15 protein-coding genes are annotated in these 14916 nt (G+C 63.5%); 11 read left to right on the top strand and 4 right to left on the bottom strand.

The genetic code is table 11. The annotated features are described in order from the left end of the window. Positions 1-145: 145 nt before the first annotated feature. From osmF to NLY43_RS03995, 5 genes are all read left to right on the top strand, one after another. Complete coding sequence (gene osmF, locus NLY43_RS04015; RefSeq protein WP_023689505.1) at positions 146-1057, top strand: glycine betaine ABC transporter substrate-binding protein OsmF; 912 nt, start codon at positions 146-148, stop codon at positions 1055-1057. Positions 1058-1373: 316 nt separating this feature from the next. Next, complete coding sequence (locus NLY43_RS04010; protein ID WP_023689504.1) at positions 1374-2537, top strand: ABC transporter permease; 1164 nt, start codon at positions 1374-1376, stop codon at positions 2535-2537. Further along, positions 2534-3472: an ABC transporter ATP-binding protein gene (locus NLY43_RS04005; RefSeq protein WP_023689503.1), complete on the top strand. Its 939-nt coding sequence runs from the start codon at positions 2534-2536 to the stop codon at positions 3470-3472. The genes NLY43_RS04010 and NLY43_RS04005 overlap by 4 nt, the downstream gene beginning before the upstream one ends. Continuing rightward, entirely contained in the window at positions 3469-4236 is a 768-nt protein-coding gene (locus NLY43_RS04000; RefSeq protein WP_023689502.1) for an ABC transporter permease, read from the top strand. Before NLY43_RS04005 ends, NLY43_RS04000 begins: the two co-directional genes overlap by 4 nt. Before the next feature lie 260 nt (positions 4237-4496). Then, positions 4497-6638: a sodium-translocating pyrophosphatase gene (locus NLY43_RS03995; RefSeq protein WP_023689501.1), complete on the top strand. Its 2142-nt coding sequence runs from the start codon at positions 4497-4499 to the stop codon at positions 6636-6638. A 79-nt stretch (positions 6639-6717) separates the two neighbouring features. Here NLY43_RS03995 and NLY43_RS03990 read toward each other — a convergent pair whose 3' ends face one another. Then, entirely contained in the window at positions 6718-7716 is a 999-nt protein-coding gene (locus NLY43_RS03990; RefSeq protein ID WP_023700548.1) for a glycosyltransferase family 2 protein, read from the bottom strand. 1 nt (position 7717) lies between these two features. After that, positions 7718-8263, bottom strand: coding sequence for a dTDP-4-dehydrorhamnose 3,5-epimerase family protein (locus NLY43_RS03985; RefSeq protein ID WP_245264036.1), 546 nt, complete (start codon positions 8261-8263; stop codon positions 7718-7720). A 296-nt stretch (positions 8264-8559) separates the two neighbouring features. On the opposite strand from NLY43_RS03985, the gene NLY43_RS03980 reads away from it, so the two are divergent. Together NLY43_RS03980 and NLY43_RS03975 are read left to right on the top strand one after the other, a co-directional pair. Beyond that, positions 8560-9021: an anthrone oxygenase family protein gene (locus NLY43_RS03980; RefSeq protein WP_023700546.1), complete on the top strand. Its 462-nt coding sequence runs from the start codon at positions 8560-8562 to the stop codon at positions 9019-9021. A gap of 75 nt (positions 9022-9096) precedes the next feature. Further along, complete coding sequence (locus NLY43_RS03975; RefSeq protein ID WP_023700545.1) at positions 9097-9624, top strand: hypothetical protein; 528 nt, start codon at positions 9097-9099, stop codon at positions 9622-9624. A 71-nt stretch (positions 9625-9695) separates the two neighbouring features. Here the strand turns inward: NLY43_RS03975 and NLY43_RS03970 are convergent, their stop codons facing one another. Beyond that, positions 9696-10610, bottom strand: coding sequence for a LysR substrate-binding domain-containing protein (locus tag NLY43_RS03970; RefSeq protein ID WP_023700544.1), 915 nt, complete (start codon positions 10608-10610; stop codon positions 9696-9698). A gap of 208 nt (positions 10611-10818) precedes the next feature. On the opposite strand from NLY43_RS03970, the gene NLY43_RS03965 reads away from it, so the two are divergent. Then, complete coding sequence (locus tag NLY43_RS03965; RefSeq protein ID WP_198032064.1) at positions 10819-11859, top strand: helix-turn-helix domain-containing protein; 1041 nt, start codon at positions 10819-10821, stop codon at positions 11857-11859. Positions 11860-11959: 100 nt separating this feature from the next. On the opposite strand, the gene NLY43_RS03960 is transcribed toward NLY43_RS03965, so the two are convergent. Next, positions 11960-12472, bottom strand: coding sequence for an outer membrane protein assembly factor BamE (locus tag NLY43_RS03960; RefSeq protein ID WP_023669368.1), 513 nt, complete (start codon positions 12470-12472; stop codon positions 11960-11962). Positions 12473-12587: 115 nt separating this feature from the next. On the opposite strand from NLY43_RS03960, the gene NLY43_RS03955 reads away from it, so the two are divergent. The 3 genes from NLY43_RS03955 (at position 12588) to plsX (ending at position 14912) form a co-directional block, all read left to right on the top strand. After that, complete coding sequence (locus NLY43_RS03955; RefSeq protein WP_023700541.1) at positions 12588-13130, top strand: ubiquinol-cytochrome C chaperone family protein; 543 nt, start codon at positions 12588-12590, stop codon at positions 13128-13130. Positions 13131-13145: 15 nt separating this feature from the next. Further along, a complete protein-coding gene (locus NLY43_RS03950) occupies positions 13146-13694 on the top strand; it encodes a YceD family protein (RefSeq protein ID WP_023711539.1) in 549 nt (182 codons plus the stop codon). Between the two features lie 147 nt (positions 13695-13841). Continuing rightward, positions 13842-14912 (top strand): phosphate acyltransferase PlsX, encoded by a 1071-nt coding sequence (gene plsX, locus NLY43_RS03945; protein WP_023700539.1) that lies wholly within the window; start codon positions 13842-13844, stop codon positions 14910-14912. Positions 14913-14916: the final 4 nt, after the last annotated feature.

Genomic DNA, 14916 nt, shown 5'->3' with positions numbered 1-14916 from the left:
CAGCATGGCGCCGACCGAATCGCGGCGACCGCACAAAATTATTGCGTCTGTACCCATTGTTATGAAACCGTGTGCCCCGACGGGGCGTTGAAGCCATGCTCATATGCGGCCACCGCATTTCGGTCCAAAGCAAGGGGTTTTCACAATGTTTTCAGTCAAGATTCTGGCCGGCGCGGCGTTGGCGCTCGGCATCACGGCCGCCTCCGCCAATGCCCAGGTGGTCGTCTCCTCGAAGATCGACACCGAGGGCGGCGTGCTCGGCAACATCATCCAGCTTGTGCTCAACGCCAACAACATCAAGACCACCGACCGCATCCAGCTCGGCGGCACGCCGGTGGTACGCAAGGCGATCACCGCCGGCGAGATCGACATCTATCCCGAGTACACCGGCAATGCCGCTTTCTTCTTCGAGAAGGCCGACGATCCGGTCTGGAAGGATGCCGCCAAGGCCTATGAGACCGCCAAGAAGCTCGACTATGACGCCAACAAGATCGTCTGGCTGTCGCCGTCACCGGCCAACAACACCTGGGCGATCGCGCTGCGCAAGGAGGTTGCCGAGACCAACAAGCTGGCGACCCTGACCGACTTCGGCAAATACGTCGCCGGCGGCGGCACGGTGGTTTTGGCGGCGTCGGCTGAGTTCGTCAATTCGGCGGCAGCCCTGCCGGCGTTCCAGACCACTTACGGCTTCACGCTGAAGCCGGAGCAGTTGATCACGCTTTCGGGCGGCGACACCGCCGCGACAATCGGTGCTGCCGCCAACCAGACCAACGGCGCCAACGCCGCCATGGTCTACGGCACCGACGGCGGCATCGCGCCGTCCGGCCTGGTCGTGCTCGCCGACGACAAGGGCGTGCAGCCGGTCTACCAGCCGGCGCCGATCATCCGCGAAGCGGTGCTGAAAGAGCATCCGGAGATCGAGACGCTGTTGAAGCCGGTGTTCGCCAAGCTCGACCTCGTCACGCTGCAGGAACTCAACGGCCGCGTCCAGGTCGGCGGCGAGCCGGTCAAGGGTGTCGCCGAGGACTTTTTGAAGAAGAACGGGTTTTTGAAGTAGTCAGCGCATAGCTGATCGTGACGCTGGTGCGAGACACCCCTCTCTGGAAGCTGCTGATCTCCCCCCTTGCGGGGGAGATGTCCGGCAGGACAGAGGGGGGTGCTGTCCCGCCGACCTCACAACCGGTAGCAGGTGCGTGCCTCGACAGGGTTGCTTCCGAACAGGCCGACGCTCGAGAGCTGACGATCCTTCACACCCCCCTCTGGCCTGCCGGCCATCTCCCCCGCAAGGGGGGAGATCGGACTTCGCGTCGGCTTGCACCGATCACCAGCGTAGTCTGCGCAACGTGGAAAATCGCTCCTCATGAGGGGCATCCATGACCCTGCGTTTCGACAAGCTCGGCATGGTTATCGCGGCGATCGTTGCCTATGCGGCGTTTCTGGCTCCGTTCGCCACCTTCCGCGCCAATCGTATCGTTCCCGGTCAGGCGCGCTCGATCCTGGAGGCGCTGCCGGCCACAGTCGGGCCGCTACTGCTGGCGATCGTCGTCGTGGCCGCAATTGTTGCCTTGCTGAAAACCCCGCTTGTCCTGCGCCTGGCCGCAAGCGTCGTGGCGCTCGCCGCCCTTGCCATCCTGATCGGTGTCGCCGGCACCTTCCTGACGCCGGCCGGCAACACCTTCGCCCGCATCTCGCCGGCTTCCGGGTTCTGGCTGTTGATCTTTGCCTTCACATTGTTGCTCGCCGACGTGCTGACCAGGCTCAATCTGTCGCCACCGGCCCGCGTCGGCGTGCTCGTCCTCGCGGCGCTGGCCATCGGCTTGTTGCTGATATCGGGGCAGTGGGACAGCCTGTCGATCCTCAAGGAATATGCAAACCGCGCCGATAGTTTCTGGGCCGAAGGCTCCAAGCACATCACGCTGGCGCTGGGGTCGCTGGCGGCGGCGGTGATCGTCGGCCTGCCGCTCGGCATCCTGTGCCACCGCGTCGAACGGTTGCGGGCCGGCGTGCTCAATGTGCTCAACATCGTCCAGACCATACCCTCGATCGCGCTGTTCGGCCTGCTGATCGCGCCGCTGGGCTGGGTCGCCGCGCATGTTCCGGGTGCCGCAGCGCTCGGTATCAGAGGCATCGGCACCGCGCCCGCCTTCGTGGCTTTGTTCCTCTATTCGCTGCTGCCGGTGGTGGCCAACACCGTGGTCGGGCTTGCCGGCGTACCCCGCGCGGCCAATGATGCAGCGCGCGGCATGGGCATGACCGATGGCCAGCGCCTGTTCGGCGTCGAGTTTCCGTTGGCCTTTCCGGTGATCCTCACCGGCATCCGCATCGTGCTGGTGCAGAACATCGGCCTGGCCACCATCGCCGCACTGATCGGCGGCGGCGGCTTTGGCGTCTTCGTCTTCCAGGGCGTCGGCCAGACCGCAATGGACCTGGTGCTGCTCGGCGCCGTGCCGACGGTGGCGCTGGCCTTCGCCGCGGCCATCATCCTCGACGCAGTAATCGAGATGACCGCCACCAGGCGCAGGGTTGAAACGGCATGATCGAGATCGAAGGCATTACCAAGCGCTATGACGCGACGACCGTGGTCGACGACGTGTCCATGGTCGTCGAGCCGCGTACGGTTTGCGTCATTGTCGGTACCTCCGGTTCCGGCAAGACGACGCTGCTGCGAATGATCAACCGGCTGGTCGAGCCGACCGCCGGCGTCATCAAGCTCGACGGCAACGACAACCGCACGCTGCCCGGCTACGAGCTGCGCCGCAGCATCGGCTACGCTATCCAGGGCCACGGCCTGTTCCCGCACCGCACCGTTGCGCAGAACATCGCCACCGTGCCGGTCCTGCTGGGCTGGGACAAGGACCGCATCAAGGCCCGCGTCGATGAGTTGATGACACTCTACCAGCTCGACCCCGAGGCCTATGGCCCGCGCTACCCGCACGAACTGTCCGGCGGGCAACAGCAGCGTGTCGGCGTCGCCCGCGCGCTCGCCGCCGAGCCCAATGTGCTTCTGATGGACGAACCGTTCGGCGCACTCGACCCGATCATCCGCACCAAGGCGCAGGAGGACCTGCTGGCAATCCAGAAGCGCTTCGGCACCACCATCATCCTCGTTACCCACGACATGGAGGAGGCGGTCCACATGGGCGACAAGATCGCCGTCATGGATGCCGGAAAGCTGGTGCAATACGCCAAGCCGGAAGAGATCCTGGCGCGGCCGGCGAACGCCTTCGTCGAAACCCTGGTCGGCGCCAGCGAAAAGCCGTTCCGGCTCTTGTCGCTCGGCCGCGTGCGCGACGCCGTGGAAAAGGGGACTGCCGAAGGCGAGGCGATCCCAGGCGACGCCAGCCAGCGCGACGCGCTGGCCGAGCTTCTGTGGTCGGGCCGGCCGGCGCTGCCGGTCAAGGGCGAAGACGGCAAGCTGCTCGGCCGCGTCACCGTCGACGGGCTGGTGAAGCGCGCGGCGAGGCCGGCATGAAAGGGGCCGGTCTAAAAGCCTGGCTGCCTTCGCTGCTCAGGCTTGCCCTGGTGGTGCTTCTCATAGCCTTCGTCACCAATCCCGGCTGGTTCGAGCCGCTGTTGAAGCCGCTGACCGAAAACAATGCGCCGGCGATCTACAATCAGGGCAGCCTGCTGACGCTGACCCTGCTGCATCTCAGGACCGTGCTGATCGCTACCGTCGCCGCAACCATCGTTGCCGTGGCGCTTGCCATCCTGGTGACCAGGCCGGCGGGCGCCGAATTCCTGCCGCTGTCGCGCAGTCTGGTGAACATCGGCCAGACCTTTCCGCCGGTGGCGGTGCTGGCGCTGGCGGTGCCCGCCGTCGGTTTCGGCGAGAAGCCGACGCTGATTGCGCTGTTTCTCTACGGCCTGCTGCCGATCTTCGAGAACGTGCTGACCGGCCTCACGACACTGCCCGGCAACATCATGGAGGCCGCGCGCGGCGCCGGCATGACGGGCTGGCAAAGGCTGATCAAGGTCGAATTGCCGCTGAGCGCGCCGATCATTCTGGGCGGCATAAGGCTGTCGGTGGTGATCAGCCTGGCCACGGCGACGATCGGTTCGACGGTTGCCGCCAAGACGCTGGGCGAGGTGATCATCGCCGGCCTGCTGTCCAACAATCTCGCCTTCGTCCTGCAAGGCGGCCTGATCGTCGCGGCGCTGGCGGTGCTGATCTATGACGGACTGTCCGCCATCGAGCGCTACACGGCGCGCAAGATGGGGCAGGAGACTGGCGACTGACCTTCGCTGGACTGCGGGCAAAGCATTGACTGACGCGGCGTCATTTCAATCGATCTAATAGCAGGGCATCGGCAATGGGAATGTTGTGGCCTAAACCTTTTGGCTGAAAGCGGGGCAAAAACCGAACAATATCTTGACGTTCCGAGCCCTGTTTCGCATACACCGCTGCGAAGGACGGATTCCGCCTAGGCTTATCCGCTCCCCGCACCAACGGCCCAGGGAGGGGTTCTTTTGGGCCATCAATCGAGGAAAATTCGGCAATGACCATCATTTCTGCCGTCATCGCCTGCGGCTTGCTTTCAATCCTTTACGCCATCTGGGCGACACGATCGGTTCTTGCAGCCGATCAGGGCAATGCACGCATGCAGGAAATCTCCGCCGCCATCCGCGAAGGCGCGCAGGCCTATCTGGCGCGCCAGTACACCACCATCGCCATCGTCGGCGTGGTGGTGCTCGTGCTCGCCTGGTGGCTGCTTTCGATCACCGCCGCGGTCGGCTTCCTGATCGGCGCCGTGCTTTCGGGCGCCGCCGGTTTCATCGGCATGCACGTCTCGGTGCGCGCCAATGTGCGCACCGCGCAGGCGGCGTCCAACAGCCTCGCCGCCGGTCTCGACATCGCCTTCAAGTCGGGCGCCATCACCGGTATGCTGGTGGCTGGCCTGGCGCTGCTCGGCGTGTCGATTTACTACTATATTCTGACCGGCCCGATGGGCCTGCAGCCCAATGACCGCATCGTCATCGATGCGCTGGTTTCGCTCGGCTTCGGCGCTTCGCTGATCTCGATCTTCGCCCGTCTGGGCGGCGGCATCTTCACCAAGGGCGCCGACGTCGGCGGCGATCTCGTGGGCAAGGTCGAAGCCGGTATTCCCGAAGACGATCCGCGCAACCCGGCCACCATCGCCGACAATGTCGGCGATAATGTCGGTGATTGCGCCGGCATGGCCGCCGACCTCTTCGAGACCTATGCGGTGACCGTCGTTGCCACCATGGTGCTGGCTGCCATCTTCTTCGGCGGAACCGCCGCTCTGGGTGCGGCGATGCTCTATCCGCTCGCCATCTGCGGCGCCTGTATCCTGACCTCGATCGTCGGCACCTTCTTCGTCAAGCTCGGTTCCAACGGCTCGATCATGGGCGCCCTCTACAAAGGCCTGATCGTCACCGGCCTGCTGTCGATCGTCGGTCTCGGTGTCGCTACCTCGGCAACCGTCGGCTGGGGCGAGGTCGGCACCGTCGCCGGCATGACCATCATCGGCAAGAACCTGTTCATCTGCGGCCTGATCGGTCTCGTTGTGACCGGTCTTATCGTGGTGATCACCGAATACTATACCGGCACCAACAAGCGCCCGGTGAACTCCATCGCCCAGGCCTCGGTGACCGGTCACGGCACCAACGTCATCCAGGGACTTGCGGTGTCGCTCGAATCGACCGCACTGCCGGCAATCGTCATCGTCGGCGGCATCATCTCGACCTACCAGCTCGCCGGCCTGTTCGGCACGGCGATCGCGGTCACCACCATGCTCGGCCTTGCCGGCATGATCGTCGCCCTCGACGCCTTCGGCCCGGTCACCGACAATGCCGGCGGCATTGCCGAAATGGCCGGCCTGCCCAAGGAAGTGCGCCACTCCACCGACGCGCTCGACGCGGTCGGCAACACCACCAAGGCGGTGACCAAGGGCTATGCCATCGGTTCGGCCGGTCTTGGCGCGCTGGTGCTGTTTGCGGCCTATTCGAACGATTTGAAGTTCTTTGCCGCCAATGGCGACAAATATCCATACTTCCAGGGCATGGGCGATGTCTCCTTCGACCTCTCCAATCCCTATGTTGTCGCCGGCCTGATCTTCGGCGGCCTGATCCCGTACCTGTTCGGCGGCATCGCCATGACGGCGGTCGGCCGCGCGGCGGGCGCCATCGTCGAGGAGGTGCGCAAGCAGTTCCGCGAGGACCCGGGCATCATGGCCGGCACCTCCAAGCCGAACTATGCCCGCGCCGTCGACCTTCTGACCAAGGCGGCGATCCGCGAAATGATCATCCCCTCGCTGCTGCCGGTGCTGGCGCCGCTCGTCGTCTATTTCGGCGTGCAGCTGATCTCGGGCTCCAAGGCGTCCGCCTTTGCGGCACTCGGCGCCTCGTTGCTCGGCGTCATCGTCAACGGCCTGTTCGTCGCCATCTCGATGACTTCGGGCGGCGGCGCCTGGGACAATGCCAAGAAGTCGTTCGAGGACGGTTTTGTCGACAAGGACGGCGTCAAGCACCTCAAGGGCTCCGAAGCGCACAAGGCTTCGGTCACCGGCGACACGGTTGGCGATCCCTACAAGGACACCGCCGGCCCGGCGGTCAACCCGGCAATCAAGATCACCAACATCGTGGCGCTTCTGCTGCTGGCCGTGCTCGCGCACGGCTAAGGCAACGCCACTGCTTCAGGAACAAACCCGCGGGAGCGATCCCGCGGGTTTTTTGTTTGAGATTCACGCTGGGGTCTGTTCAAACTTCACCCGGCTCGCTGCCGGCATCGCCACGCTTGCTGTAGCGATCGAGCAATTCGCTCACGCCGGGCTCGCGCTCAGGCATCGGCGCCAGGCCACGCAGGCGCCGCAGCTTGGCAAGGAAGGCGCCTCGCTTATACTTGCGGCGGAAGGCGCGGGCGCGGGGATGGATGCCAAGAGCCGCCATCAGCCTGCGCCTGAGATAACTCGATGCCGCCAAGCGAATGGGTTCGCCCGCGCAGCCAAGGATTTTCACGCGCAAGGCGTCCGGCGTCTGCATGGCGTCCAGAAGATCCTTCTGTTCCTGCGCATTGTCGCCGAGATAGGAACCCTTGCGTATGCCGGAATGCAGCTTGATCACCGTGAGGTGTGGCATCGTCGCGATCACCGCGCCTTTTCGCCATGCCCGAAACAGCCAGTCCTGCGAGCTTTCGCAAAAGCACTGGCTGGCGGGTCGCCAAAGTCCGAGCAGGCTGAACGAAGCGCGGCGAAACATGTGTGCCGAGCCAAATCCTTCCGTCGTTACCGGATCGTAAAAACCGTCCTTGCCCGACCCGAAGATCGAATTGACGAGATCGCCTGCCGCCGATGGCGGCCCAATGACGGCGCCGCGCGCCAGCACCACGTCGGCGCCTGTGGCGTCGATCCAGCCGGTCGTCGCCGCCAAATGGTCGGGAAACCACAGATCGTCGTGGTTGAGCAAGGCGACGAAGCGGCCACGCGCCCTGGCAAAGCCGATATTGTTGGGACCGGACTGTTCGCCGAAATTGACGGGAAGATCGATGTAGACGATGCGGGCATCGTCAAATTCAGCGACAACGGCCGCCGTATCCGGCCTGCAATCGTCCCCGATGACCAAGGCTTCCCAGTCTTGCAACGTCTGGCGCATGACGCTGGTCAATGCCTGCCGCAGCGCTGCCGGCCGGTTGTGCGTCGCGATCACGATCGAGACCAGCGGTTCGCCGCCGGCCTGGTCGCGCTGCGCCGATGCTTCCACGCTACACCAGTCTGTAGGGAATGTGGTCGGTGTCTGGCGGCAGGCGCCAATGGTCGGGCTGATCGTAGGCATAGGCCTTGTCGACGAGATTGAGCAGCACCGCCGTCTCCGCTCCGAGCGAGACAACACCATGCCATATGCCGGGCGGAATGATGACGACCGCCGGGCGCAGCGGGCCGATAATCTTGTGCCAGACGGCGCCGAAGGTCGGCGAGGCCTTGCGTCCGTCAAACAGCGAAATGCGAACGCTGCCGACGCAGCAGAACAGCCGGTCGGTCGTCACCGCATGGGCATGCCAGCCCGTCACCGCGCCGGGATACAAGGTGCGTTGGAAGACCTGGCCGACCGGCTCCGAATCGAGCTCCCACTCCTCGCGAAAGATCTCGGTCAGATAGCCGGTGGAGGTTGCGACCGGCCTGATCTCCTTGACCCTCACGCCATCGATCGTCACCTGCTCGATGGGCATCCAGTCAGGCGTGACCACTTGGCTGTCAGCCGTTCCGGTCGCCATCCAGCCTGTCGGTTTTGTCCGGGTTTTTTCCGGCACGGATGCTCCTCCCAATTCAGCGTGATGCGCCATTGGCCAGCACGGTCTGATACGAATTTGACCGGTCGCTGGCAAGTACGCGTCAAGGTTTGCTGATGGGTTTCGATCTCACGGCACTTGATGTTTTGATGCAATCGGAGGGCCGCATTGCCCAAAACATCGTTCCGTTCTGCCCAAGCCCGGACCGTTCGCCTGCTTTAATACCCCGGCCATGGCCAGGACATTGCGATCGACGCGGTGTCTGCTCGCCCTCGCGGCGATTTCGGGCAGGGAAAGGCATTTCGGCAGGAAAAGACATGGACATGTTTTTGATGACGGCTTCGCTTGCGCTGGCTGGAATTATTGCCGGCATCTACGTCTCGGGCGTAATCCATGATTTTCGCATCGATGATCTTACCGCCGGCCAGTACATGGCCATGCATCAGATGCGCGACCGGACGTTTACCCGCGTGATGCCGTTCGTCAGGCTGACGACGCTGGTGCTGATCGCGGCGATGGCGATGTTTGCGGTCGATGCCGGCCTGCCGCGCATCCTGACCATCGTCGCCGCGGCGCTGGTGGTGCTCGACATTGGCTTCACCGTCAGCCGTCAGGTGCCGCTCAACAAACAGGTGCAGAGCTGGACGCCGGTGACCATCCCCGATGATTGGGCGCAGACGCGCGACAGCTGGGCGGCCAACCACAATTTGCGCCTTGTGCTTGGACTGGCCGAATACGCCTGCCTGTTTGCCGCGGTCATCCTGACGCTCAGCCGGTGATTCAGTTTTTACGGAACGCCGCGGCATGGGTCGGCACTTCTGCCGGCCGCCGCCGTTGAAAACAGGAGTATTGCCATGCTGCATCACGCTTCATTCAACGCCCGCGATCCGCAGGCCGTCGCCAGCGTCCTTGCCGAAATGCTTGTCGCCACCGCGGTTCGTGCGCCGTCGCCGCCATTTCCTGAGGGCGCATGGTTTGTCTGCCTCGGCGACGATTTCGGCTCGCTGATCGAAATCCTGCCGTGCGGCACGGTTCTGGACCAGCAAGCGCCGCTCGGCATCGGCTTCGACCCGAACATGCGCCTGCGCTCCGGCTCGCATGTGCTGCTCAGCACGCCCAATTCGACCGAAACCATCCAGGGCATTGCCGCCCGCATGGGCTGGCATAGCGAGCTGATCGATGCCCGCCTGTTCAAGGTGCTCAAGGTCTGGGTCGAGGACGAAACTGGTCGAATTCCTGACGCCCGAGATCGCACCGCTATACCGCGCGACATTCGCCTGGGGCGGCATGGCGACACTCGACGCCAAGCTGCGCGAGCTGGAGAGCCAGATGGCGGCAGCGCTTGCCGCCAAGGCGGCGAACCAGTCGGGCCGCAAGGATGAGCAACTGGCCGATACGATGAGTCCGTGAGCCCCGACGCCTTCCGATGAGAGCTCCTGGACGGCCGCCGAGGTCAACCGGCGCCGGTGTTGTCGCCGGCTTCCGCCTTCAGCCAGTTGATGAACGATCTGGCAGGCTCCCAGGCGGAGATGGACGGGTGGACGACGACGTAGTGGTTCCAGTTCGTCGGTATGTCCGTCGTCAGGAGGCGGACGAGCCTGCCGGTCCGCAAATCGCTCTCGACCAGCGACTTCCTCGCGATAGCGACGCCCAGACCGCTCGCCGCCGCTTCGACCGCCAACAAGGTGCCATTCAGATTCATGCCGTCGCCAACCGTATCCAGCGGCAGATTGTTTCTCTCGAACCAGTGGCGCCAATTGGCGCCGCTCTCGTCATTTTCGGCCGTCGTGTCGAGGATGCGGAACAGTCGCAGCACATCGTGCTGGTCTCTGACCGGGCCGTTGGCGGCGAGATAGTCGGGACTGACGACAGGAAAGATCGCATCTGCCATCAGCCATTCGGTCTCGACGGCCGGATAGTGTCCGCCGCCGAAACGCAATGCGATGTCGACTGTTCGCTGCGAAAGGTCGACGACTGCAAGATCCGCATTGATGTCGATCTCTGTTTCGGGATGCTTTTTGCGAAACCTGTGCAGGCGCGGGGCCAGCCAGCGTACGGCATGCGAAGGAATGGCAGTGACCCTCAGCCTCGTGCGCTCGTTGCGCGCGACACTCGCGACCGTGCTCTGGATTTCCAGCAATGCGCGTCGCACGCCCGCGGACAATCGTTCGCCTTCAAGCGTTAGTTCGACGCGGCGGACATGGCGGGTGAACAGAAGCACGCCGAGATCGGCTTCGAGATCGGCGATGCGGTGGCTGAGCGCGCTTGGCGTAACATTCAGCTCATCGCCGGCGCGCTTGAAGCTGCCCAGCCGGGCAATGACCTCGAAAGCACGAATGGATTCCAGTTGTGGAAGCCGTCTTGTCATTTGCCGTTACCCGATCCTGCCCATGGGTTCCTTAGCATGAATGAACAAAGCTCATCCATAGCTTCGTAAATAGTCTTTTGTCCAAGTGCGCAAATCATTGTAGCCATCCAGTGCCCCCCGATTGCCGCCGTCGGATGAGAGGCCGTTCATGGAACGAGCCTCGACTACGAACGACAGTGAAATGAAGACAATCGCTTGGGAGTACCCCATGACTATTCGACCCCCCGAGTTTGCGTATGCGCGCTTTTCGACCGCCATGTGGCCGCGAGCGGAATGGCGAAACGTCTATTGCGACCTGTTGCGCCGGATGGTGACCGACATGGATTTTAACGTCACGGAGGAAAAGCTCTCCGTCGACGCGACCATCCTGCGGCTGCCGGGCGTCGGCATTGCCGATTCGAGGACCACCGCCTTCCGCACCATCCGTTCCAGCGCCATGGCCAAGGGGACCGATGACTACATTTTCTTCATGTGTCTGGAGGGCGCTGCCACCTTCTCGCATCTCGGCCGCGAGGCCAGCATCGAGGCCGGCCAGGCAATCCTTCTGTCCTCCTCTGATCCGCATGTGATCGAGCGGGCGATGTCGCGTCATCTCTTCATCACCATCCCCAAGGCAGCGCTCGGGCCCATGGCTGCGAATGCGGATGCCGCCCTGATGACGCCGATGTCATGCGTGGGCGAAAAGTTCTTGCTGCTGACCAGCTATGTCCGTCTGCTGATGCAGGAGCCGAACCTGGCCGCGTCCGAATTGCGCTGGCTTGCCGCCAAGCACATACAGGACCTTGTCGCGGTCGTGATCGGGGCAACGCAGGACGCCACTGAGGTCGCCGCAGGCCGCGGCATACGCGCCGCGCGGCTGCGCGCCATCAAAGCCGATATCGAAAGCAATCTGGCTTCCGGCGATGTCGGGTCCGACGCGCTGGCCGGGCGCCACCGCGTCAGCGCGCGCTATATCAGAAAGCTGTTCGAGGGTGAGGGTACCTCGCTGTCGCAGTTCGTGCTTGGCCGGCGGCTGGCGCTGGTTTGCAGCAAGCTATCCGACCTGCGCCTGGCACACCGCACCATCGGCGCCATCGCCTTCGACGCCGGCTTCGGCGATCTCTCGACCTTCAACCACGCCTTCCGCCGGCATTTTGGCATGACGCCTTCGGAAGCGCGGCAGAGTGCGGCTGTGCACCGCGCCTCGCTGGAGCCCGGCGGCCGAACAGGCCACGCGCGGCAAAGCGCGACGGGTGTTGCGGCCGCATGACCTCAAAACAAAAGCCCGCAGGATCGCTCCCGCGGGCTTTTGGTCGCCTGAGATGGTGTCGCTTCGGGGGAAGCAAAAATCTGAGGAAGGCGGTCGCTTCTTAGGCGCCGCCGCCAGGAATGGGGGGCGCCAGCTTGCTGGCGCCTTTGATGATCTGGCTGAGGAAGTTCTGGTCCTTGCCGCCGGTCGGCGTGGTGCGCGAGATGAAGTCGAAAATCTTGCCGTCCTTCAGACCGTAATTGGCAATCTGGGTGACGCGCCCGTCCTCGCCAAAATAGACCGCGAGCACTTTCTGGTCAACCAGGCGCGGCTTGTCGAAAGCGACATAGCGCTTGCGCGTCTGCGAAATGTAATAGAACGCCTCATTGTCGAAGGTGGCTTTCGTCGATGGCGTGCCGAGCGCCAGAAGCACCTGTTCGCGGCTGGAGCCCACCGGCACCGAATCGACCGCCTGCTGGTCGATAACATAGCCCTGCGTCAGCGTCTCGCTAGGGTTAAGGTCGCCGAACATCTTGGACGAATTGCAGCCCGACAGCGCGGAAGCCACCAGCACCAGCGAAACCGCGGCGGTGGCCCCAGGCAGAAAAGTCGACTTGAATTTCAGCGCGCGCAACAACAACTCCATTAGCTGGCCGCAACTTGCGCTGGGCGGCAAAACCGGTAAACCAGCTTGCTTGCCGATGCAACAAGGCCCATTCAAACAATCGGTCCCCAGGAGACCACCCTCAATGTTCCAGCGCCTTTTTGGCCGCGAACGCAACGCCAACCGCGCTATCACCGAGGCGCTTTACGCACAAATCGTGGCGGCGGCGCGGCAGACCGTGTTTTATTCCCACTGGAATGTGCCGGATACGCCGCTCGGCCGTTTCGAGATGCTGTCGCTGCATATGTTCCTGTTTCAGCACCGGCTGCGCGGCGAAGAGGGCGTCGCGCATGAGGTCGCGCAGGTGCTGATCGACGAGTTCTTTCTCGATGTCGAGCATTCGCTGCGGGAACTGGGCGTTGGCGATGTCGGCGTGCCCAAGCGCATGAAGAGGCTGGCCAAAATGTTCTACGGCCGTACCGCCGCCTATGACGACGCGCTGGAACGCAGCGACCGCGACGCGCTTGCTGCCGCCCTGGCGCGCAATGTCAGACCCGATGCCGGCGCCTGGCCGCAAGCCCTGCCGCTGGCGTCCTATGTAATCGATGCCGCAAGGCAGCTTGAAGCACAGCCGTCCGAATCGGTCGTTTCCGGTGCCGTGGCGTTTCCCGTCGCGAAAGCGGAGTAAGGAGGGGAGACCAAGATGAAACATGTGGACACGCCTAGCCCGGTCTCATTCGCGGCCAATGTCGGCCGCCTGCCGCACAAAGGTTTGCAGGTGGTGATCGACGCCGACGCCGCGCAGCGCGTAATGCTTGGGCGCGAGCACGAGCTGCTTTCTGTCGAAAACTACCGTGCTGAGCTTTTGGTGGCGCCGTGGAAGCGCAATGGCGTCAAGGTCAGCGGCCGCGTCGAGGCTGATATCACCCAGGCCTGCATCGTCACCCTTGAGCCGGTCGCGGCCCATATCGACGAAGAGGTCGAGGCGCTGTTCCTGCCGGAGCAATCCAAGCTCGGACGGCAAGGGTTCGAAGGCGGCGGCGAGATCCTGCTCGACGCCGACGGGCCAGACGGCCCGGAAACATTCTCCGGCGACACGATCGACGTCGGCGCGCTCGCCGAACAGTTCTTCGGGCTGGCGATCGATCCTTATCCGCGCAAGGCAGGCGCCTCGCTCGATGCCGCCGGCCCGAACGAGCCCGTCGAGAATGAATTCCAGCAAAAGCTGCGATCCTTGCTTGGAAAATCCTAAAACACGAAGCGATCGGAGAAAAGCCGGTTGTGCGGGAGCCCAAAACCGCTATTTTCGCCGAACCTTCGCGAGCCCCCGAATTTCGCGAGTTTAGTATTTCTTTCGCGGGCCATGTGCCCTGGCCCAAGCTAGTGAGATAAAGACCGCGTGATCAGGATTTCCATCGATGCCATGGGTGGCGATCACGGGCCAAACGTGGTCATCCCGGCACTCATGACGGTCGCCGTCAGGCGTCCCGACATCCGCTTCGTCATATATGGGCGCGAGGAATTGGTGCGCCCCGAACTCGCCAAATTCCCCAAACTGGCCGAGGTCAGCGAGTTCCACCATTGCGAAGTCGCGGTCAGGATGGACGACAAGCCGAGCCAGGCGCTGCGCCACGGCCGCTGGAAGTCGTCGATGTGGAAGGCTGTCGAAGCAGTCAAGAGTGGCAGCGCGCAGGCCTGCATTTCGGCCGGCAATACCGGCGCGCTGATGGCGATGTCGAAATTCTGCCTGCGCACGATGGCGACCATCGACCGTCCGGCGATCGCGGCGATCTGGCCCACGATGCGCGGCGAGAGCGTGGTGCTGGATGTCGGCGCCACCATCGGCGCCGATGCGCACCAGCTGATCGACTTTGCCATTCTCGGCACCGGCATGGCGCGCTCGGTGTTCGGCATCGACCGGCCGAAAGTCGGCCTGCTCAATGTCGGCGTCGAGGAGATCAAGGGACAGGAAGAGGTCAAGGAAGCCGGGCGCATGCTGCGCGAGGCCAACATGGCCTCGATGAATTATCATGGCTTCGTCGAGGGTGACGACATCGGCAAGGGCACGGTCGACGTGGTCGTCACCGAAGGATTTGCCGGCAACATCGCGCTCAAGACGGCAGAAGGCACTGTGCGCCAGATCTCAGGCTATCTGCGCGCCGCGATGAACCGCACGCTGATGGCCAGGATCGGCTATGTCTTCGCCAAGGGCGCTTTTGACCGCCTGCGCGAAAAGCTCGATCCGGGCCGCTCCAATGGCGGCGTTTTCCTGGGTCTGAACGGCATCGTGGTAAAGAGCCATGGCGGCGCCGATTCGGACGGTTTCGCGGCGGCCATCGAGCTTGGCTACGATATGGTGCGCAACAATCTGATCGACCGCATCGAGGCCGATCTCGACCTGTTCCATGCGCGCAACCCGCATGCCCAGGCAAGCAGGAAATCCGACGCCACCGTCGACGAAAAGGAATAGGAAA

This window comes from Mesorhizobium sp. C416B (genome assembly GCF_030323165.1).
Classification (GTDB): Bacteria; Pseudomonadota; Alphaproteobacteria; order Rhizobiales; family Rhizobiaceae; genus Mesorhizobium.
Note: the sequence above shows the minus strand (reverse complement) of the source record. Positions and strands in the feature narration are given on the sequence as shown.

Coding starts and splice junctions, on each gene's coding strand:
- osmF (WP_023689505.1), top strand. CDS start 146: ATGTTTTCAGTCAAGATTCTGGCCGGCGCGGCGTTGGCGCTCGGCATC.
- NLY43_RS04010 (WP_023689504.1), top strand. CDS start 1,374: ATGACCCTGCGTTTCGACAAGCTCGGCATGGTTATCGCGGCGATCGTT.
- NLY43_RS04005 (WP_023689503.1), top strand. CDS start 2,534: ATGATCGAGATCGAAGGCATTACCAAGCGCTATGACGCGACGACCGTG.
- NLY43_RS04000 (WP_023689502.1), top strand. CDS start 3,469: ATGAAAGGGGCCGGTCTAAAAGCCTGGCTGCCTTCGCTGCTCAGGCTT.
- NLY43_RS03995 (WP_023689501.1), top strand. CDS start 4,497: ATGACCATCATTTCTGCCGTCATCGCCTGCGGCTTGCTTTCAATCCTT.
- NLY43_RS03980 (WP_023700546.1), top strand. CDS start 8,560: ATGGACATGTTTTTGATGACGGCTTCGCTTGCGCTGGCTGGAATTATT.
- NLY43_RS03975 (WP_023700545.1), top strand. CDS start 9,097: ATGCTGCATCACGCTTCATTCAACGCCCGCGATCCGCAGGCCGTCGCC.
- NLY43_RS03970 (WP_023700544.1), bottom strand. CDS start 10,610: ATGACAAGACGGCTTCCACAACTGGAATCCATTCGTGCTTTCGAGGTC.
- NLY43_RS03965 (WP_198032064.1), top strand. CDS start 10,819: ATGACTATTCGACCCCCCGAGTTTGCGTATGCGCGCTTTTCGACCGCC.
- NLY43_RS03955 (WP_023700541.1), top strand. CDS start 12,588: ATGTTCCAGCGCCTTTTTGGCCGCGAACGCAACGCCAACCGCGCTATC.
- NLY43_RS03950 (WP_023711539.1), top strand. CDS start 13,146: ATGAAACATGTGGACACGCCTAGCCCGGTCTCATTCGCGGCCAATGTC.